At 63.3% G+C, this 18,930-nt stretch carries 16 protein-coding genes and 1 pseudogene; 9 read left to right on the top strand and 8 right to left on the bottom strand.

Going from position 1 to position 18,930, the window contains the following annotated elements; translation table 11 throughout:
• The first annotated feature begins 16 nt into the window (after positions 1-16).
• The 6 genes and pseudogenes from lepA to pdxJ all read left to right on the top strand — a co-directional run bounded on the left by lepA (position 17) and on the right by pdxJ (position 5,991).
• Positions 17-1,816 carry a translation elongation factor 4 gene (gene lepA, locus HU719_RS02575; RefSeq protein ID WP_186520738.1) on the top strand — a complete coding sequence of 600 codons (1,800 nt, stop codon included), beginning with the start codon at positions 17-19 and terminating at the stop codon, positions 1,814-1,816.
• Positions 1,817-1,821: 5 nt separating this feature from the next.
• Positions 1,822-2,676: a signal peptidase I gene (lepB, locus tag HU719_RS02580; protein ID WP_186520739.1), complete on the top strand. Its 855-nt coding sequence runs from the start codon at positions 1,822-1,824 to the stop codon at positions 2,674-2,676.
• 159 nt (positions 2,677-2,835) lie between these two features.
• Positions 2,836-3,525, top strand: a complete 690-nt coding sequence (rnc, locus tag HU719_RS02585; RefSeq protein WP_186520740.1) for a ribonuclease III — start codon at positions 2,836-2,838, stop codon at positions 3,523-3,525.
• Positions 3,518-4,420, top strand: coding sequence for a GTPase Era (gene era / locus HU719_RS02590; protein ID WP_186535720.1), 903 nt, complete (start codon positions 3,518-3,520; stop codon positions 4,418-4,420). Before rnc ends, era begins: the two co-directional genes overlap by 8 nt.
• Positions 4,421-4,526: 106 nt before the next feature.
• Positions 4,527-5,207, top strand: a pseudogene (gene recO, locus HU719_RS02595) (DNA repair protein RecO).
• Positions 5,208-5,268: 61 nt separating this feature from the next.
• Complete coding sequence (pdxJ, locus tag HU719_RS02600; protein WP_189659857.1) at positions 5,269-5,991, top strand: pyridoxine 5'-phosphate synthase; 723 nt, start codon at positions 5,269-5,271, stop codon at positions 5,989-5,991.
• Positions 5,992-6,388: 397 nt separating this feature from the next.
• Here pdxJ and HU719_RS02605 read toward each other — a convergent pair whose 3' ends face one another.
• A complete protein-coding gene (locus HU719_RS02605) occupies positions 6,389-7,774 on the bottom strand; it encodes a heavy metal sensor histidine kinase (protein ID WP_186536538.1) in 1,386 nt (461 codons plus the stop codon).
• Positions 7,771-8,445, bottom strand: a complete 675-nt coding sequence (locus HU719_RS02610; protein WP_186536536.1) for a heavy metal response regulator transcription factor — start codon at positions 8,443-8,445, stop codon at positions 7,771-7,773. The genes HU719_RS02605 and HU719_RS02610 overlap by 4 nt, the downstream gene beginning before the upstream one ends.
• A 308-nt stretch (positions 8,446-8,753) precedes the next feature.
• On the opposite strand from HU719_RS02610, the gene HU719_RS02615 reads away from it, so the two are divergent.
• Positions 8,754-8,954, top strand: coding sequence for a hypothetical protein (locus tag HU719_RS02615; RefSeq protein WP_186520746.1), 201 nt, complete (start codon positions 8,754-8,756; stop codon positions 8,952-8,954).
• A 79-nt stretch (positions 8,955-9,033) separates the two neighbouring features.
• Here the strand turns inward: HU719_RS02615 and cmoB are convergent, their stop codons facing one another.
• The 6 genes from cmoB to HU719_RS02645 all read right to left on the bottom strand — a co-directional run bounded on the left by cmoB (position 9,034) and on the right by HU719_RS02645 (position 17,663).
• Positions 9,034-9,990, bottom strand: coding sequence for a tRNA 5-methoxyuridine(34)/uridine 5-oxyacetic acid(34) synthase CmoB (gene cmoB / locus HU719_RS02620; protein WP_186536535.1), 957 nt, complete (start codon positions 9,988-9,990; stop codon positions 9,034-9,036).
• Positions 9,987-10,730, bottom strand: coding sequence for a carboxy-S-adenosyl-L-methionine synthase CmoA (gene cmoA / locus HU719_RS02625; RefSeq protein WP_186536534.1), 744 nt, complete (start codon positions 10,728-10,730; stop codon positions 9,987-9,989). The genes cmoB and cmoA overlap by 4 nt, the downstream gene beginning before the upstream one ends.
• An 86-nt stretch (positions 10,731-10,816) precedes the next feature.
• Positions 10,817-11,215 carry a protease inhibitor I42 family protein gene (locus tag HU719_RS02630; RefSeq protein ID WP_186536532.1) on the bottom strand — a complete coding sequence of 133 codons (399 nt, stop codon included), beginning with the start codon at positions 11,213-11,215 and terminating at the stop codon, positions 10,817-10,819.
• Positions 11,216-11,321: 106 nt separating this feature from the next.
• A complete protein-coding gene (lon, locus tag HU719_RS02635; RefSeq protein WP_225917099.1) occupies positions 11,322-13,742 on the bottom strand; it encodes an endopeptidase La in 2,421 nt (806 codons plus the stop codon).
• Positions 13,743-13,881: 139 nt separating this feature from the next.
• Positions 13,882-16,293, bottom strand: coding sequence for a glucose/quinate/shikimate family membrane-bound PQQ-dependent dehydrogenase (locus HU719_RS02640; RefSeq protein ID WP_186520750.1), 2,412 nt, complete (start codon positions 16,291-16,293; stop codon positions 13,882-13,884).
• A 32-nt stretch (positions 16,294-16,325) separates the two neighbouring features.
• Entirely contained in the window at positions 16,326-17,663 is a 1,338-nt protein-coding gene (locus tag HU719_RS02645; protein ID WP_186520751.1) for a carbohydrate porin, read from the bottom strand.
• A gap of 341 nt (positions 17,664-18,004) precedes the next feature.
• On the opposite strand from HU719_RS02645, the gene HU719_RS02650 reads away from it, so the two are divergent.
• Complete coding sequence (locus HU719_RS02650; protein WP_186520752.1) at positions 18,005-18,226, top strand: VF530 family protein; 222 nt, start codon at positions 18,005-18,007, stop codon at positions 18,224-18,226.
• Positions 18,226-18,852 (top strand): Pr6Pr family membrane protein, encoded by a 627-nt coding sequence (locus HU719_RS02655; RefSeq protein ID WP_186520753.1) that lies wholly within the window; start codon positions 18,226-18,228, stop codon positions 18,850-18,852. The genes HU719_RS02650 and HU719_RS02655 overlap by 1 nt, the downstream gene beginning before the upstream one ends.
• The last annotated feature ends 78 nt before the right edge of the window (positions 18,853-18,930 follow it).

Consider the following 18,930-nt stretch of genomic DNA (forward strand, 5'->3'; position numbering starts at 1 on the left):
TTCCGAGTGTTGACCCGTGAGTGATTTGAGTCATATCCGCAATTTCTCCATCATCGCCCACATCGACCATGGCAAGTCGACGCTGGCCGACCGTTTCATCCAGATGTGCGGTGGCCTGACTGCGCGTGAAATGGAAGCCCAGGTCCTCGATTCCATGGACCTGGAGCGCGAACGCGGGATCACCATCAAGGCCCACAGCGTCACGCTGCACTACAAGGCACAGGACGGTAAAACCTACCAGCTGAACTTCATCGATACCCCCGGCCACGTCGACTTCACCTACGAAGTCTCGCGTTCGCTGGCGGCGTGCGAGGGTGCACTGCTGGTGGTCGACGCCGGCCAGGGCGTCGAAGCCCAGTCCGTGGCCAACTGCTATACCGCCATCGAGCAGGGCCTGGAAGTCATGCCCGTACTCAACAAGATGGACCTGCCCCAGGCCGACCCGGACCGCGTCAAGGACGAGATCGAGAAGATCATCGGCATCGATGCCACCGACGCCGTGGCGTGCAGCGCCAAGAGCGGCATGGGTGTGGACGAGGTGCTCGAGCGCCTGGTGCAGACCATCCCCGCACCGGTTGGCGAAATCGACGCGCCGCTGCAAGCGCTGATCATCGACTCCTGGTTCGACAACTATCTGGGCGTGGTCTCGCTGGTGCGCGTGCGCCAGGGCCGGGTCAAGAAAGGCGACAAGATCCTGGTCAAGTCCACCGGCAAGCTGCACCTGGTCGACAGCGTCGGTGTCTTCACCCCCAAGCACACGCAAACTGCCGACCTCAAGGCCGGCGAAGTGGGCTTCATCATCGCCAGCATCAAGGACATTCACGGTGCGCCGGTCGGTGACACCCTGACCCTGTCCACGACCCCAGAGGTCGAGGTGCTGTCGGGCTTCAAGAAGATCCAGCCGCAGGTCTACGCCGGCCTGTTCCCGGTCAGCTCCGACGACTTCGAAGACTTCCGCGATGCCCTGCAGAAGCTCACCCTGAACGACTCGTCGCTGCAGTACATGCCAGAAAGCTCCGACGCCCTGGGCTTTGGCTTCCGTTGCGGCTTCCTCGGCATGCTGCACATGGAGATCATCCAGGAGCGCCTTGAGCGCGAGTACGACCTGGACCTGATCACCACTGCGCCAAGCGTGATCTTCGAGCTCGAACTCAAGACCGGCGAGACCATCACCGTCGACAACCCGTCGAAGTTGCCCGATGTGTCTGCGGTCACCGAATTCCGCGAGCCGATCGTCACTGCTACCATCCTGGTGCCGCAGGAGCACCTGGGTAACGTGATTACCCTGTGCATCGAAAAACGCGGTGTGCAGCGTGACATGCAGTTCCTCGGCAGCCAGGTGCAAGTGCGCTATGACATGCCGATGAACGAAGTGGTGCTGGACTTCTTCGACCGTCTCAAGTCCACCAGCCGTGGCTACGCCTCGCTGGACTACCATTTCGATCGCTACCAGCCGGCCAACCTGGTCAAGCTGGACGTGCTGATCAACGGTGACAAGGTCGACGCCCTGGCACTGATCGTGCACCGCGACAACGCGGCCTACAAAGGCCGTGCGCTGACCGAAAAAATGAAGGAACTGATCCCGCGGCAGATGTTCGATGTGGCGATCCAGGCAGCCATTGGCGGCCAGATCATCGCCCGGACAACCGTCAAGGCGCTCAGAAAGAACGTACTGGCCAAGTGTTACGGCGGCGACGTCAGCCGTAAGAAGAAGCTGCTCGAGAAGCAGAAGGCCGGTAAAAAACGCATGAAGCAGGTGGGTAACGTGGAAATTCCACAGGAAGCCTTCCTCGCCGTGCTCAGGTTGGATAGCTAGGTCCTATGTCGCTAAATTTCCCGCTGTTGCTCGTCATCGCCGTAGCCGTCTGTGGCCTGTTGGGCCTGATCGACCTGCTGTTCCTGGCCCCGCGCCGGCGGTCGGCAATCGCTACTTATCAGGGCAGCGTCACCCAGCCGGAAATGGCTGTGGTGGAGCGCCTGAACAAGGAGCCGTTGCTGGTCGAGTACGGCAAGTCGTTCTTCCCGGTGCTGTTCGTCGTGCTGGTGCTGCGTTCGTTCCTGGTTGAACCGTTCCAGATCCCCTCGGGGTCGATGAAACCGACCCTCGAAGTGGGCGATTTCATTCTGGTGAGCAAGTTCTCCTACGGCATTCGCCTGCCGGTGATCGACAAGAAAATCATCGAGATCGGCGACCCGCAGCGCGGCGATGTCATGGTGTTCCGGTATCCGAGCGACCCTAACGTCAACTACATCAAGCGTGTGGTTGGCCTGCCGGGCGATCAGATCCGCTACACCAACGACAAGCGCTTGTACGTCAATGGCCAGCCGGTTGCCGAGCAACTGGTTGGCAGCGAGCCAGGTACCTTGGGCAGCGCCGAGCTGTACAAGGAAAAACTCGGCGAAGCCGAGCACCTGATCCGCAAGGAAATGACCCGTTACCGCATGCCGCCGGACCAGCAATGGACCGTGCCGGCCGGGCACTACTTCATGATGGGCGACAACCGCGACAACTCCAACGACAGCCGCTTCTGGGATGACCCGAATATCCCTAAAGAGCTGCACGGCATGGTCCCAGACCACAATATCGTCGGCAAGGCGTTCGCGGTATGGATGAGCTGGCCAGAGCCCAAGCTCAGCCACTTCCCCAACCTGTCGCGGGTCGGCCTGATCCATTGAGCATCGACGGCGCTGTCTACAGACAGCGCCGATTGCATTTCTGACATAGGCTGTGTTCTCAGGGAGCGAGAGATTTCGCCGTTTCCGGCGACAGCACCGCCAAACCGTCTTTCAGGATGTTGATTTGAATAACGCGTTTAACACCGCAGGGGTGGCCCGATGAGTGCAACCCTGGCCCAACTGGAGCGCAAGCTCGGTTACACCTTCAAGGATCAGGAGCTGATGCTGCTGGCCTTGACCCATCGCAGCTATGCCGGGCGCAATAACGAGCGCCTGGAATTCCTCGGCGATGCCATTCTCAACTTCGTGGCCGGCGAAGCGCTGTTCGAGCGTTTCCCCCAGGCCCGCGAAGGCCAGCTATCGCGCCTGCGCGCACGCCTGGTGAAGGGTGAAACCCTGGCCCGCCTGGCCCGTGGTTTCGACCTGGGCGACTACCTGCGCCTGGGTTCGGGCGAACTCAAAAGCGGCGGTTTTCGCCGCGAGTCGATCCTGGCCGACGCCCTTGAGGCGTTGATCGGCGCGATCTACCAGGATGCCGACATGCAGACCGCGCGTGAGCGCGTTCTGGCGTGGCTGACCGACGAGTTCGACGGCCTGACCCTGGTCGATACCAACAAAGACCCCAAGACCCGCCTGCAGGAGTTTCTGCAGTCGCGCAGCTGCGACCTGCCGCGTTACGAGGTGGTGGACATCCAGGGCGAACCGCACTGCCGCACCTTCTTCGTCGAATGCGAAGTGGTGCTGCTGAACAACAAAAGCCGCGGCCAGGGCGTGAGCCGGCGTATCGCCGAGCAGGTAGCCGCCGCCGCTGCATTGATCGCCCTGGGCGTGGAGAATGGCAATGACTGAGAATACTGCGACCCGCTGTGGCTATGTGGCCATCGTCGGCCGCCCCAACGTGGGCAAGTCCACGCTGCTCAACCACATCCTCGGGCAGAAGCTTGCGATCACCTCGCGCAAGCCGCAAACCACCCGCCACAACATGCTCGGCATCAAGACCGAAGGCGACGTGCAGGCGATCTATGTCGACACCCCCGGCATGCACAAGGCCAACGACAAGGCCCTGAACCGCTACATGAACCGCAACGCCTCGGCAGCCTTGAAAGACGTGGATGTGGTGATCTTCGTGGTCGACCGTACCCGCTGGACCGACGAGGACCAACTGGTGCTCGAGCGCGTTCAGTACGTGACCGGCCCGCTGATCATCGCGGTCAACAAGACCGACCGCATGGAAGAAAAAGCCGACTTGATCCCGCATCTGCAGTGGCTGCAGGAGCAACTGCCGAACGCGCAGGTGATGCCGATTTCCGCGCAGCAGGGGCACAACCTCGAAGCGCTGGAAGCCCAGATCGCCAAGCACCTGCCGGAAAACGATCACTTCTTCCCCGAAGACCAGATCACCGACCGCAGCAGCCGTTTCCTGGCCGCCGAGCTGGTCCGCGAGAAAATCATGCGCCAGCTGGGCGCAGAGCTTCCGTACCAGATCACCGTCGAAATCGAAGAGTTCAAGCAACAGGGCCATGTGCTGCATATCCATGCGCTGATCCTGGTTGAACGCGACGGCCAGAAGAAAATCATCATTGGCGACAAGGGCGAGCGTATCAAGCGCATCGGCTCCGAGGCGCGCAAGGACATGGAAGTGCTGTTCGACTCCAAGGTCATGCTCAACCTGTGGGTGAAGGTCAAAGGCGGCTGGTCTGACGACGAACGCGCCCTGCGCTCGTTGGGCTACGGCGACCTGTAAGCTTTTCAGCCAGTTCGCTGTATCCCGTGGGAGCGGGCTTGCCCCGTGATTGCAATCGCGGGGCAAGCCCGCTCCCACAGTTCTTTCTGGCCCCGAGTGATTTCGCATGGACCAACCCACCCCCCAGCCGGCCTACGTGTTGCACAGCCGCGCCTACAAGGAAACCAGCGCGCTGGTGGACTTGCTCACCCCCCAGGGGCGGGTACGGGCGGTGCTGCGCCGGGCGCGGGGCAAGGGCGGTAGCCTGGTGCGCCCATTCGTGCCGCTTGAGGTTGAGCTGCGCGGGCGAGGGGAGCTGAAGAACGTCGGCCGTATGGACAGCAGCGGTATCGCCGCCTGGCTGCATGGCGATGCACTATTCAGCGGGTTGTACCTCAATGAGTTGCTGATGCGCCTGCTGCCAGCGGAGGCGCCGTACCCGGCGCTGTTCGAGCATTACACCCTGACCTTGCAGGCCCTGGCTGCCGGTCGCCCGTTGGAGCCTGCTGCGTGCGTTCGAATGGCGGCTGCTGGACGAGTTGGGCTACGCCTTTGCCCTGCACCATGACGTCAATGATGCCCCGGTGGTTGCCGATGGCCTGTACCGGTTGCTGGTCGATGCCGGGCTTGAGCGGGTCGAGCTGTTTCAGCCCGGGTTGTTCAAGGGCACCGAGCTGCTGGCATTGGCTGACGCGGACTGGGCCGCCCCGGTGCATTGCTTGCGGCCAAGCGCCTGATGCGCCAGGCGCTGGCGGTGCACCTGGGGCCCAAGCCGCTGGTCAGCCGGGAACTGTTTCGCAAGCGCTGATCACGACGTATGCTGTGTGGCTCAACTATCAGGAGAGCCTTTCGTGACTCACAGCAACCGCATGCTTCTTGGCGTCAACATCGACCACGTGGCCACCCTGCGCCAGGCACGCGGCACGCGTTACCCTGATCCGGTCAAGGCTGCGCTGGACGCCGAAGAGGCGGGCGCCGACGGCATTACCGTGCACCTGCGTGAAGACCGCCGGCATATTCAGGAACGTGATGTACTGCTGCTCAAGGACGTGTTGCAAACGCGCATGAACTTCGAGATGGGCGTCACCGAAGAGATGATGGCCTTCGCCGAAAAGGTCCGCCCTGCGCACATCTGCCTGGTGCCGGAAACCCGCCAGGAGCTGACCACCGAAGGTGGCCTGGACGTGGCTGGCCAAGAGGCGCGTATCAAGGCTGCCGTCGAGCGTCTGGCGCGCACCGGCGCCGAAGTGTCGCTGTTCATCGATGCTGACGAGCGCCAGATCGAAGCCTCGCGCCGCGTGGGTGCGCCGGCTATCGAGCTGCACACCGGGCGTTACGCGGATGCCGAAACGCCAGCCGAGGTGGCAGAAGAGCTGCAGCGCATCAAGGATGGCGTCGCCTTTGGCGTCGGCCAGGGCCTGATCGTGAACGCCGGCCATGGCCTGCACTACCACAACGTCGAGGCGGTGGCGGCAATCAAAGGCATCAATGAGCTGAACATCGGCCACGCCTTGGTGGCGCATGCCTTGTTTGTCGGCTTCAAGGCGGCAGTCGCCGAAATGAAAGCCCTGATCATCGCCGCTTCGCGCTGATCACCTCGTGCTGGTTCGGCACTCCGAGCCAGCTCGCCCCTACGCCCGGTTGGGCACTGTTTCGCGCAAGCCTGTGCTGGCCTCATCGCAGGCTGGCGCCAGCTCCCACAGAGGCCATGTTCAACCGCAACCTTGCCGGTTGGACCCAATCCTGTGGGAAATGATAGAGAGTTGTGGCGAGCGGGCTTGTCCCGCGTTGGGCTGCGCAGCAGCCCTGAAAACCCAAGGGGCTGCTGCGCAGCCCAACGCGGGGCAAGCCCGCTCGCCACAAGGATATATATCTGACGGGAACAGGCTTGTACAAAACCATAGAATCTCCCACAGGATTGGGTTCAACCAGCAATGTTGCGGTTGAGCACGGCCTGCGATCAGGTGAAGGGCCCTCAACGCCAGCCCATCACTGCGTCTGAAACACCAGGCTGAAGCGCGTAGGCCCTTGCACTGCGCTGCGCACTTCGACCCGCCCGCCATGCAGGCGCATGATCGACTGCACGATGGCAAGCCCCAGCCCGGTACCACCTTCCAGCCTGGAACGCCCGCTGCCTGCGCGGTAGAACCGTTCGAACAGGTGCGGCAGGTCTGCTTCAGCAATGCCCGGCCCGCAGTTTTCGACCCACACAGCCATGCCGTCCGCCACCCGCTCGACCCCAACCGTCACCGGCTGCCCTTCGGCGCCGTGCCGAATGGCATTGCTCAGCAGGTTGGACAGTGCCCGCTGGAACATCAGCTTGTCCGCAAGCGCGGTGCCCCAGCCTTGCAGTTGCAGCGAGATATCCTTGAGTTCGGCGCTGAAGGCAAACAACTCGCTGACCCGCGCCACCTCGTCTGCCAACGCCAGCGGCGCCAGGCCAACCTGGCTGTGGGGCTGGCTGACCTGGGCCAGAAACAGCATGTCATTGATGATCCGGCTGAGCCGCGTCAGTTCCTCCACGCTGTCTTCCAGCGCCTCACGGTAACGCCCGGCGTCGCGCTCGCGCGCCAGGGTGACTTGCGCCTTGCCCATCAGGTTACTCAGCGGGGTACGCAGTTCATGGGCCAGGTCATCGGAGAACTGCGACAGTTGGCTTACGCCGTGGTCGAGGCGGTCGAGCATCACGTTGATTGCCCGGGCAAGGTCCGCCAGCTCCAGCGGCAGCCCTTCATGGGGCAAGCGGTGGCCCAGGTCCTGGGCCGAGACCAACCCGGCAATTCTTCGAAAATGCCGTAAAGGCCGCAGGCCGCGCTGCACCAGCTTCCAGGCGGCAACGCCGATCAGCAGCAACACCAGCGGCAGGCCCAGCAAGGTTGAATGCAGGTACGCATCGAGCAGTGCGCTGTCATCGTTGCGGTTCAGCGACATCAGCACCTTCACCGGGGTGTCATCACGTAGTTGCATCACGCGGCTGGCGGTGAGCATCGGCGTGTCGCTGGCGTCGCGCCACTCATGGAAGGTGAGCTGCGCCTGTGCAGGCAGTGCTTGCAGATGCTGTGATTGCAGCGCCGGGCCCAGGCTCAGCAGGGCAGGGTGGCGGCTATTGATGGCCAGCACGCTGAGGCTGAGGTTGTCGTGGCCCATCACCAGGTCCAGCAGTGGGTGCGCCCGTACGCCGAGGTCGTCACTGCGCAGATCCACCCGCAGGTTGTGCTCGACCTGCAGCATCTTGCGGGTAAGGTCCTTGCGCGCCCGGCTGTCCAGCTCATGATCGAGGGCGAACACCGCCAGGGCTGCCAGCAGCAGTACCAGCGCCGCGCCCATCAGTATGACGGTAAGGCCAAGGCGCATGGACAGCGTGGCTGGCTTCACGCCCGCGCCTCCAGCACGTAGCCGACGCCGCGCAGGGTGTGGATGAGCTTGTCTTCGAACGGGTCGTCGATTTTTGCTCGCAAGCGGCGGATCGACACCTCGACCACGTTGGTGTCGCAATCGAAGTTCATGTCCCACACCAGCGAGATGATCTGCGTGCGCGACAATACCTCGCCGCTCTGGCGCATCAGCAGGTGCAGCAGGGTGAACTCCTTGGCGGTCAGGTCGATGCGCTGGCCGGCACGCCAGGCCCGATGCCGGCCAGGGTCAAGCTCCAGGTTGGCAACCTTCAGGGTGCTGGGCTGCAGGTTTTGTTCGGTGCGCCGCAGCAGGCTGCGGATGCGTGCCAGCAGCTCTGGAAACTCGAAGGGTTTGAGCAGGTAGTCATCGGCGCCCAGGTCCAGCCCCTTTACCCGGTCGGCCAGCCGCCCGTGGGCGGTGAGCATCATGATGCGCGTGGCGGATTCGGCGCGCAGGCGTTGCAGCACGCTCCAGCCGTCCAGCTCGGGCAGGTTGACGTCGAGGATCACCAGGTCGTAGGGCTGCTGGCGGGCCAGGTGCAGGCCATCGGTGCCGGTGTAGGCGCAGTCGACCACATAGCCGTTTTCACGCAGGCCCTGTTGCAGGTAGTCGGCGGTACGGGGTTCGTCCTCGATGATCAGTAGGCGCATGCTCAGGCTCGGTGGGGCGAAAGAAAGGGGGGGGCGATTCTCGACCCTGTAGCAGCATCAGGGTCAAGCGGGGGCATGTTACGGGATACGAGCAGCCAAGCGGCGTGGATAACGAATTTGTAATCTGCCGGCCATGTCGCTGACGGTGCTGTGCCTGAGCCCCCTCGCGGTGGTTCGGCATTCCGAGCAAGCCCGCCCCACAGCAATTCGAGATGCGGCTTTCAAGACTGTAATGCGCGGCTCACCTTGGTGTTAGCTAGCCCTTGGCAAGATTGCCTCAACTAAACGGTTACCACGAGGCAAGCACCATGAACCTGAGCAAGTACCTGCTGTTGGCAATCCTCGCCCTGGGCAGCACCAGCGTTTTCGCCGAAGGTGGCGCGGAGCGATCCAAGCAGTTCTGGCAGGCGTTTCGCGAAGATCAGGCGCGGCTGTATGGCAACGACCAGGCGCAGGCGGTTGCCGAGCGTGAGCGTGAAGCCAAGGCCCGCAAGGTTGCGAAGGATTGAGAGGCACTGCACCTGCGCCGCAACCGCTCCACGGCGCAGGTGACTTCAGGCGCCCGCAGCTTGGCTGCCGGCGCCTTTTTTACTTGCGCGCCAGCAACGTGGCGCGGCGCGGGGCCGGCAGGCCTTCGACGGTTTTACCGGGGTCGTTGGGGTCGAGGAAATCGCCCAGCGACTGGTAGCGCATCCACTCGGTACTGCGCTGCTCCTCAAGGCTGGTGACGCTGACATCGACGCAGCGCACATCGCTGAAACCTGCGCGGCGCAACCAGCGCGCCAAGGCCGGTACCGACGGCAGGTACCACACGTTGCGCATCTGCGCGTAACGGTCTTCGGGCACCAGCACCTGGTTCTCGTCGCCCTCGATGACCAGTGTCTCCAGCACCAGCTCCCCCCCTTTTACCAGGCAGTCCTTGAGCGCCAGCAGGTGCTCGATGGGCGAGCGGCGATGGTAGAACACGCCCATGGAGAACACCGTATCGAACCCCTCGAGGTTGGCCGGCAGGTCTTCCAGGGCGAAGGGCAGGTGCCAGGCCGGTAGCTGCGGCAGGTACTGCTGCACAGCCTGGAACTGGCAGAAGAACAGCCAGTTAGGGTCGACACCCACCACCATGTCGGCGCCAGCACCGAGCATGCGCCATTGGTAATAGCCATTGCCACAGCCGACATCGAGCACGCGCTTGCCCTTGAGGTCCAGGTGCGGGCCGACCCGCGACCATTTCCAGTCCGAGCGCCACTCGGTATCGACATGCACGCCGAACAGGTCGAACGGCCCTTTGCGCCACGGCGACAAGCCCATCAGTGCCTCGCGCATTTGTGCGCGGGTGGCCGGGTCGCAGTCGCAATCCAGGCGCAGGCCGTTGACCAGGTCGATTTCGCTCGGCACAAGCTTGGGCAGCGCCTCAAGTGCGCCGCGCCAGCGGTCGAGGTCGCCGTGGCCTTTTTCAAGCTTGGCGTCGAGTTGGGCCTGCAGGCCTTGCGACCAGGTAGCCAGCGGCGTACCCGCCAGGCGGCGGACGAGGGGGGAAAGATCGATCATGGCAGGGCTATCAGAGAGGCGAAGTTAAGGCACTGGAACCACGGCACGACCTTGGAGAAACCGGCCTCGCGCAAACGTTGCTCGTGGGCCTGCAAGGTGTCGGGCTTCATCACATGCTCGATGGCGCTGCGCTTCTGGGCAATTTCCAGCTCGCTGTAGCCATTGGCACGTTTGAAGTCCAGGTGCAGCTCGTTGAGCAGTTGCTGTTGCTGGTCATCGGCAAAGCACAGCTTTTCGGACAGAATCAGCGCGCCGCCCGGCAGCAAAGCCTGGCGAATTTGCGCCAGCAGCGCCAGGCGCTGCTCGGGCGCGATGAACTGCAAGGTGAAGTTCATCGCCACCACCGAGGCCGGTTGCAGGGCAAGGTTGAGGATGTCTGCCTCGACCACTTCAACCGGCAGCAGCTCCTGGAACATCGAGTCTTGGGCGTTGAGGTATTGCTGGCAGCGTTCGACCATGGCGGCGGAATTGTCCACCGCAATGACCCGGCAGCCGTCGACCCGCACATGGCGGCGCAGGGCCTGGGTAACGGCGCCCAGTGAGGCGCCGAGGTCATACAGCGCCGTATTGGGCTGGGCGAAGCGCGCCGCGAGCACACCGAGGTTCTCGACGATGGTCGGGTAGCCGGGTACCGAGCGCTTGATCATGTCCGGGAACACCCGCACCACGTCCTCGTTGAAGACGAAGTCGGGCACTTGTTCCAGAGGCTGGGCGAATAAACGGTCGGGGGGTTGGCTCACAGTTGGCTCGATGCGATGTCTTTCAAGGCCGGCATTTTATCCAAAGGTCGACAGCAAGCCAAATCGCTAACCGGTGGTGTGCCTGATCAACCACCCGTGACCCTGATCTGGCAATCGAATGTCTGCACCGGGCGTACCTCTGGGGCCCAGGGCTGTTGATAGACCAGCACCAGATGCCCGTCGCCGGCGGCCTTGGCCTGGAAACGCCATGAAGACACACCCGCGCTGCCGACGATGCCGGCGTCTTCGGGTGCGCTGTACACCTCTGGGCCAAGGCTTTGCAGGATATTCGAGGCCGGGTTCTGCAGCAGCCAGCGATAGCCCGTGGTGGGGTTGGCGGGCAGCGTCAAGGCCAGGGTCTGGCCTACTACCAGACGCTTGGGGCATTCGCTTTCGGCGTCGAGTTCTACCGGGCCTTTGGGTTGCTGGGCACAGGCGGCGAGCAGGGCAAGGCTAAAGGGAGCAAGCAAACGATGGGCGGTCATAAAGGCTCCGCAGGCGGAAGATAGCCGCAGAATACCCGAAGCGGCTGCTGATGTCGGCCCCTGGGCAAGCAGGCCCGCTTGCGCGGGCCGCTGTGTGTGGCAGGTGTCAGAACAACACTTTGGCAACGTCGGCATAGCGCCGTGCAAAGTGCACCGTCAGGCCCTCTTTCAGGTAATCAGGCAATTCCTCGAAGTCGCCACGGTTAGGCTCTGGCAGGATCAGCTCGAAGATCTTCTGCCGGCGCGCGGCGATCACTTTCTCGCGTACCCCGCCAATCGGCAGCACCTGGCCAGTAAGGGTCAGTTCGCCAGTCATGGCCACGCCTTTTTTCGGCGCCTGGTCACGGGCCAGCGAGAGCAGCGCACTGGCCATGGTCACCCCGGCGCTTGGGCCGTCTTTGGGGGTGGCACCCTCGGGCACGTGCAGGTGAATGAATGCCTCGTTGAAGAACGCCGGGTCCGCGCCGAATGCCTTGAGGTTGGAGCTGATATAGCTGTAGGCGATTTCGGCAGACTCCTTCATCACATCCCCCAGCTTGCCGGTGAGCTTGAAGCCGCGGTTGAGGGTATGAATGCGTGTGGCTTCGATGGGCAAGGTGGCGCCGCCCATGCTGGTCCAGGCAAGGCCGGTGATGACGCCTTTACCGGCCAGCACCTGTTCGCTGCGAAATACCGGCATGCCCAAGGCCGCTTCGAGGTCTTTATTGGCGATCTTGAGCTTGGCATCGGGGGCATCCAGCAGCTTGACCACGGCCTTGCGCACCAGCTTGCCGAGCTGCTTTTCCAACTGCCGCACGCCGGCTTCGCGGGCATAGCCCTCGATTACGGTACGCAGCGCGCCGTCGCTGATGGCCAGGCTGTTTTTCGATACGCCGGCTTTTTCCAGCTGCTTGGGCCACAGGTGGCGCTTGGCGATGGCCATCTTTTCTTCGGTGATGTAGCCAGACAGGCGGATCACCTCCATGCGGTCAAGCAACGGGCCGGGGATCGAGTCCAGGGTGTTGGCGGTGCACACGAACAGCACTTTCGACAGGTCCAGGCGCAGGTCGAGGTAGTGATCGAGGAAGTCGACGTTCTGCTCGGGGTCGAGGGTTTCGAGCAAGGCCGAGGCGGGGTCGCCCTGGTAGCTCTGGCCCATCTTGTCGATTTCGTCGAGCATGATCACCGGGTTCATCACCTCGACGTCCTTGAGCGCCTGCACCAACTTGCCCGGCTGGGCGCCAATGTAGGTGCGCCGGTGGCCTTTGATTTCGGCTTCGTCGCGCATGCCGCCGACACTGAAGCGATAGAACGGCCGGCCAAGGGATTCAGCGATGGACTTGCCGATACTGGTCTTGCCCACCCCCGGCGGGCCAACCAGCAGCACGATGGAGCCGCTGATTTCGCCCTTCCAGGCACCGACGGCGAGGAACTCAAGGATGCGCTCCTTGATGTCATCGAGCCCGGCGTGGTGGCGGTCGAGCACTTTGCGCGCATGCTTGAGGTCGAGCTTGTCAGCGCCGTACACGCCCCAGGGCAAGGCGGTGGCCCAGTCCAGGTAATTGCGCGTGACGGCGTACTCGGGCGAGCCGGTTTCCAGAATGCCAAGCTTGCCCATTTCTTCGTCGATGCGTTTTTTCGCTTGCTCGGGCAGGGTCTTGCCGACCAGGCGCTGCTGGAACTGCTCAAGGTCGGCGCTGCGGTCGTCCTTGGTCAGGCCCAGCTCCTGCTGGATGACCTTAAGCTGCTCCTTGAGGAAGAATTCGCGCTGGTGTTCCCCGATCTGGCGGTTCACCTCGGCAGAAATCTCGTTCTGCAGGCGGGCGACCTCGACCTCCTTGCGCAGCATCGGCAGGACCTTTTCCATGCGCTTGAGCATGGGCACGCAATCGAGCACTTCCTGCAACTGGCTGCCAGTGGCGGAGGTCAGTGCGGCGGCGAAGTCGGTGAGCGGCGAAGGGTCGTTGGGGCTGAAGCGGTTGAGGTAGTTTTTAAGCTCTTCGCTGTACAACGGGTTGAGCGGCAGCAGCTCTTTGATCGCGTTGATCAGGGCCATGCCGTAGGCCTTCACCTCGTCGGTGGGCTCGGTGGACTGGCGGGGGTATTCGACTTCAACCAGGTACGGCGGGCGGTGGTGCTTGAGCCAGGTGCGGATGCGCACGCGGGTCAGGCCCTGGGCGACGAATTGCAGCTTGCCGCCTTCACGGCTGGCGTGGTGCACCTTCACCAGGGTGCCGTATTCGGGCAGGGCCTTGGTGTCGAAATGGCGGTGATCTTCGGGCGGGCTGTCCATGTAGAACAGCGCCAGGCTGTGGTGCTCGGACTTGGCCACCAGGTCCAGGGTTTCGGCCCATGGCTCTTCGTTGACGATCACCGGCAGCACTTGTGCTGGGAAGAACGGGCGGTTGTGAATGGGGATCACATAGACCTTGTCCGGCAGTTGCTGGCCGGGCAGGGCAAGGAGGTGGCCGGTGCCGGGCGCTGCGGCCAGATGCTCGACTTCGCTGTGTTCGTCAGGGTGATCGGGAAAATCCTGCTGGTCGCTCATGGGGCACCTGCGTCAATGGCTATGGGTGCTTAGATGGGGCGGGGGGCAACAGGTTTCAATGGTAGATGACAGATGCCATCGCGGGGCACGCCCGCTCCCACACCAACCGGTGGGAGCGGGCTTGCCCCGCGATGCAGACTTACTCGCCGAGTTTGTAGGCGATGATGTAGTCGCCCATCTTGGTGCCCAGCGAGCCGTGGCCGCCGGCGACGATCAGTACGTACTGCTTGCCGTCCTTGCCGGTATAGGTCATCGGCGTGGCTTGGCCGCCGGCCGGCAGGCGGGCGCTCCACAGCTCTTTGCCGTTGCTCACGTCATAGGCGCGCAGGTACTGGTCCAGCGTGCCGCTGAGGAAGCCTACGCCACCTGCGGTGACAATCGAACCGCCCATGCTCGGCACGCCAACCGGCAGGCCGATCGGCACTGGCGTGCTGTCACGGGTGGTGCCGTTCTTGTGCTTCCACACCACCTTGTTGGTGAACAGGTCGATGGCGGCCACATAACCCCAGGCCGGGGCCTGGCACGGTACGCCCAGCGGCGACATGAACGGGTGCATGATCACCGCGTACGGTGCGCCGGTGTTGGGCTGCACGCCGCTGGTCTCGCTTTCGCGCTTGCTGCCTGCGGCAACTTGCTCGCGTGGCACCATCTTCGACACGAAGGCCATGTAGTTGGGCGAGGTGAACAGCAGCTGGCGCACCGGGTCGACTGAAACGCCGCCCCAGTTGAACACCCCGACGTTGCCTGGGTAGATCAGGCTGCCCTGTTCGGACGGCGGGGTGTACTGGCCTTCGTAACGCAGCTCGCGGAACTGGATGCGGCAGATCAGTTGGTCGAACGGCGTAGCGCCCCACATGGCCTGTTCGGTCAGCTCAGGGCCCAGCAGGTTCAGGTCGGAACGGGCCTGGGTCGGCGCGGTGTGGTCGCCCTTGACGGCGCCCTGTGGCACCGGGATCTCATGGATCGGCACGATCGGGGTGCCGTCGCGGCGGTCCAACACGTACAGGCTGCCCTGTTTGGTCGGCACGATCACGGCGGGTTTGACGCCATCGTCGGTCTTCAGGTGCACCAATGTTGGCTGGCTACCAACGTCCATGTCCCACAGGTCGTGGTGGGTGAACTGGTAGTTCCAGCGCACCTTGCCCGTGGCCAGGTCCAGGGCGACTACGCCTGCGCTGTACTTCTCGGCGCCTGGGGTGCGGTCGGCGCCCCACTGGTCGGGGGTCTGGTTGCCCAAAGGCAGGTAGACCATGCCCAGCTCTTCGTCGACGCTTGCCAGCGACCACATGTTGGCCGAGTTGCGGCTGTACTGCTTGCCGTCGGCCAGCGGCTTGGTGTCGTCCGGGTTGTTGCTGTCCCAGTTCCATACCAGGCGGCCGTCGTGCACGTCATAGGCGCGGATCACGCCGGATGGCTCGTTGGTCGACTCGTTGTCGGTAACGTGGCCGCCGATGATCACCAGGTCGCGGGTGATTGCCGCAGGCGAGGTGGAGTAGTAACCCCCCGCGGTGAACGGGCCGATGCCGCGGGTCAGGTCGATCTGGCCCTGGTTGGCGAAGCCTTCGCAAACCTTGCCGTTATCGGCATTGATGGCGATCAGGCGGGCGTCGGCGGTGGGCAGGTACAGGCGGCGTGGGCAGGCTTGGGCCACGGCCTGGCCGGCGTCGCTGATTTTCGGTGCCGGGCTGCCGTCGCGGCTGATGTAGCTGTTCTCGTCATAGAACGAGACGCCACGGCAGGTCATGTGGGCAAAACCCTTGAAGGTCTTGGTGGGGCTGGTGATCTGCGGGTCTAAACGCCAGATCTCGGCACCGGTGTCCGGGTCCAGCGCCAGCACTCGGCCATGTGGCGTGCACGCGTAGAGCATGCCGTTGGCCTTGAGCGGGGTGTTTTCGTTGGTCAGCTCGACCGGGTCGTTGTCGGTCGGCAGGTCACCGGTGCGGATGCGCCAGGCTTCGGTGAGCTGGTAGGCGTTCTGCGGGGTGATCTGGCGCAGCGGCGAGTAGCGGTCGCCGTGTTCGCTGCGCCCGTAGGCCTGCCAGTCGCCATCGGGCATGGCCGGTGCGGCACTGGCCATTTCGCTGCTGTCACGGGTGAACTGGCCGTGAATCTCGCCTGGGTGGGTGAACTGGCTGCCAATGGCGCTGGCGCCGGAGGCCACCACTGCAAGGCCGAGCAGTGCCGTATTGACCGTTGCTGCCGGGCCGCTGAGCGGGCGCCGTGCCCAGGGCAGCAGCAGGACCACGCCGAGGGCAAACCAGATGGCCAGGCGTGGCACCAATTGCCACCAGTCCAGGCCGACTTCCATCAGGGCCCACACTGTGCTGCCCAGCAGCACCAGGCCATACAGGCCCAGGGCGATGCGGCGCAGCGCCAGCAACAGCACGCCGGACAGGGCAAAGCCGATGCCTGCGATGAGGTAGTAGAGCGAGCCGCCCAGTTGGCTCAGTTTGATGCCGCCGGCCAACAGGGCCAGGCCCATCAGCAACAGCAGCACGCCCATCAGCCGGGGTAGCCAGCGGGTTCCAGTCTCGGCACCGTCAGTGCTCATGTCAGGTTCTCCGTGTAAGTGAAAGTGTCAGGTCAGAAAGTGCTTTGAATCTTCAGGCCGCCGATCAGCGCGTCATCGACCCGCGACACCCCGCCCGGATGGCGGATGTACTGCAGGTTCGGGCGCACGGTCAGCCAGTCGGCCAGGTGAACGCCGTAATACAGTTCGGCGCTGTATTCGGTGTCCTGCACCGGCAGGAAACCGGGGTTGTCGTAGTCGTCCAGGCCCGCGGCCTGGTTGCTGAGGCGGGCGTTCTTGCGGTACCCGGGGTTGACGTGCACGCGGGCAAGGGCGAAACCGATGTCGTCCTTGGCACGGGCATCGAAGGGCCCTTTGTAAACCACACCAGCCTGCACATAGTTGTCGATGGCATTGGTCTTCTTGTCATGCAACGTGGCATTGGCGAACAGGCTCAGGCCGCGCGAGGCGTCGGACGCCTGGGCGGTGACCTGCTGCTGGGCGCCCAGCCACAACCCATGCTTGCTCGAGCTGCTGCGGTAGGCGGCGCCACTGATTGCCGCAGGCTGGCCATTGCTGTCCTTGAGAACATCCTGTGCCTTGGCATTACTGTAGTAGTAGCCGGCGCGATATTCCCCTTCAAGGCCATTGACCCGCGGGCTCCACACCAGTTCGATCGGCATCACGGCGCCTTGCGTGCCACTGCCGCTGAGTTTGAAGCCGTTGCCGGATTCAAGGTTGGAGGGGTTCTGCTCGAACACCCCAACCTGTGCGTAAAGCTGATCGTTGAGGTTGTAGCGCACGCGCAGCGCCCACTGGCTGACCGGCCAGTTGTACCAGATGCCGCCCACCCAGTTGCCCACCTGCGAGCCGCAGAACGCCAGGTTCTGGAAGTCGCACGGGAAACTGTTGAAGTCCTCGCCTTCGCCGAAACGGCCGAATTTCACATCCAGTGCGCCGTCGAAGTATTTCTGCTTGATCCACATCTGGGTCAGCCGCCAGGTTTCGCCGCGGCCCCAGACTTCCTGGGCCGAGGTGAACCCGCCGACCCGTGGGTCGTTGATGCGGTCGTTGCTGATGTTGTCGCCGTGGCGCTCGGTCACGGTGAGCTGGAACTCGGTGTCGTGCCAGCCGAGGATCTTCTCCAGGTCCATGTGCGCGCCCAGGGTGAACTGGTCGCTGTAGCGTGCTGCGCGGTCGTGGCTGTAGCCGCCGTGCAGGTTGCTGCCCATTTCGCCGGTGTAGCCGAGGGTGAAGTCGTAGCCTTTTTCCAGCAACTCGGTGCGGGTGCCGCCCCAGTCGCCGAGCATCCACGGGGAGTCGTTGGCAAACATTTCGGCAGCGTTGGCGATGAGTGGCGAGCCCACCAGGGCGGCCAAGGCGCAATAACGAACAACAGGCAGTTGGAGCATGAGATAGCGCTATCTTTAATTTATTGAAGGAACGGCAAACCCTTCGAGGCAGGAATACTTCGAGGGTTATGGCAGCAAAGGTGTCTAGATGAAGCGTTTCAGCGTGCGGCGGGAGAATATAGGGGAATTTGTAAGAAAAAAAGACAAAATGTCGCAGGGGATTGTTGCCGTTGTTGTAACAGTCCTGCATCCATCGCGGGGCGGGTCAGGCCATGCCACGGGTGGATAGTGGCTTCATCGCGGTGCAAGCCCGCTCCCACCCTGTTCTCGGGGGCCATGTGCCTGCCACTGGCCTCTACACTGGTGTAAGGTGCGCACCTTCACGAACCTGGAGCACTGGCATGAGCACGGCCCAACACAATGCGCTGCACGGCAAGACCCTCGAGCAGATCCTCACCGAGCTGGTGGCGCACTACCAATGGCAGGGCCTGGCCGAGCGTGTCGATATCCGCTGCTTCAAGAGCGACCCGAGCATCAAGTCGAGCCTGACCTTCCTGCGCAAAACCCCGTGGGCCCGTGAGAAAGTCGAGCACCTGTACCTCAAGTTGCAGCGCAAAGGCTGATGCCGCAGCGCCCATGGCTGGCCGTGGCTGCCGTACTCGGCTGGACGGGCCTGGCGATCCAGATGTACCTGGTGCTGTGGGCGCGCTGGCAGGAACAGGCCAGCCTCATCGGCGGGCTGGTCAACTTGTTCTGTTTTTTTACCGTGCTCAGCAACACCCTGGTGGCCACGGTGCTGACCCATGCGGCGTTTGGCCGTGAGTCACGTGCGCGGCGCTGGTTTCTGTCGCCTGCGGTCAGCAGCTGCATCGCCACCAGTATCGTGCTGGTGGCGCTGGCCTACAGCGTGCTGCTGCGCCACTTGTGGCACCCCGAGGGCTGGCAGTGGCTGGCAGACGAGTTGCTGCACGACGTAATGCCGCTGGTGTTCGCGGTGTACTGGTGGTGCGAGGTGCCCAAGGGGCAGTTGCGCGTTTGGCACCTGGCTGCTTGGGCGCTGTACCCGGCGGGCTACTTTGCCCTGGTGCTGCTGCGCGGGCATGAGATCGGGGTGTATCCCTATCCGTTCGTGGATGTGGCGCAACTGGGCTATGGGCAGGCAATGCTCAATGCACTTGGCGTGCTTGCGGGGTTCTGGGGGATTGGGCTGGTGCTGCTGGGTGTGGACCGCTGGCGCGCTGGGCGATAAGTGTACAGGCCTCTGGCCTCATCGCAGGCTGGCGCCAGCTCCCACAGAAACCGCGCATCGCCGCAATTTTGAGGGCCG

Source organism: Pseudomonas farsensis (assembly GCF_014268805.2).
Lineage (GTDB): Bacteria > Pseudomonadota > Gammaproteobacteria > Pseudomonadales > Pseudomonadaceae > Aquipseudomonas > Aquipseudomonas farsensis.

Bases quoted from the DNA above. Each gene is read 5' to 3' on its own strand.
- HU719_RS02630 (WP_186536532.1), bottom strand. From the start codon at position 11,215: ATGACCGCCCATCGTTTGCTTGCTCCCTTTAGCCTTGCCCTGCTCGCC.
- lon (WP_225917099.1), bottom strand. From the start codon at position 13,742: ATGAGCGACCAGCAGGATTTTCCCGATCACCCTGACGAACACAGCGAA.
- era (WP_186535720.1), top strand. From the start codon at position 3,518: ATGACTGAGAATACTGCGACCCGCTGTGGCTATGTGGCCATCGTCGGC.
- rnc (WP_186520740.1), top strand. From the start codon at position 2,836: ATGAGTGCAACCCTGGCCCAACTGGAGCGCAAGCTCGGTTACACCTTC.
- HU719_RS02650 (WP_186520752.1), top strand. From the start codon at position 18,005: ATGAGCACGGCCCAACACAATGCGCTGCACGGCAAGACCCTCGAGCAG.
- cmoB (WP_186536535.1), bottom strand. From the start codon at position 9,990: ATGATCGATCTTTCCCCCCTCGTCCGCCGCCTGGCGGGTACGCCGCTG.
- pdxJ (WP_189659857.1), top strand. From the start codon at position 5,269: ATGCTTCTTGGCGTCAACATCGACCACGTGGCCACCCTGCGCCAGGCA.
- HU719_RS02655 (WP_186520753.1), top strand. From the start codon at position 18,226: ATGCCGCAGCGCCCATGGCTGGCCGTGGCTGCCGTACTCGGCTGGACG.
- lepB (WP_186520739.1), top strand. From the start codon at position 1,822: ATGTCGCTAAATTTCCCGCTGTTGCTCGTCATCGCCGTAGCCGTCTGT.
- HU719_RS02645 (WP_186520751.1), bottom strand. From the start codon at position 17,663: ATGCTCCAACTGCCTGTTGTTCGTTATTGCGCCTTGGCCGCCCTGGTG.
- HU719_RS02610 (WP_186536536.1), bottom strand. From the start codon at position 8,445: ATGCGCCTACTGATCATCGAGGACGAACCCCGTACCGCCGACTACCTG.
- HU719_RS02615 (WP_186520746.1), top strand. From the start codon at position 8,754: ATGAACCTGAGCAAGTACCTGCTGTTGGCAATCCTCGCCCTGGGCAGC.
- HU719_RS02640 (WP_186520750.1), bottom strand. From the start codon at position 16,293: ATGAGCACTGACGGTGCCGAGACTGGAACCCGCTGGCTACCCCGGCTG.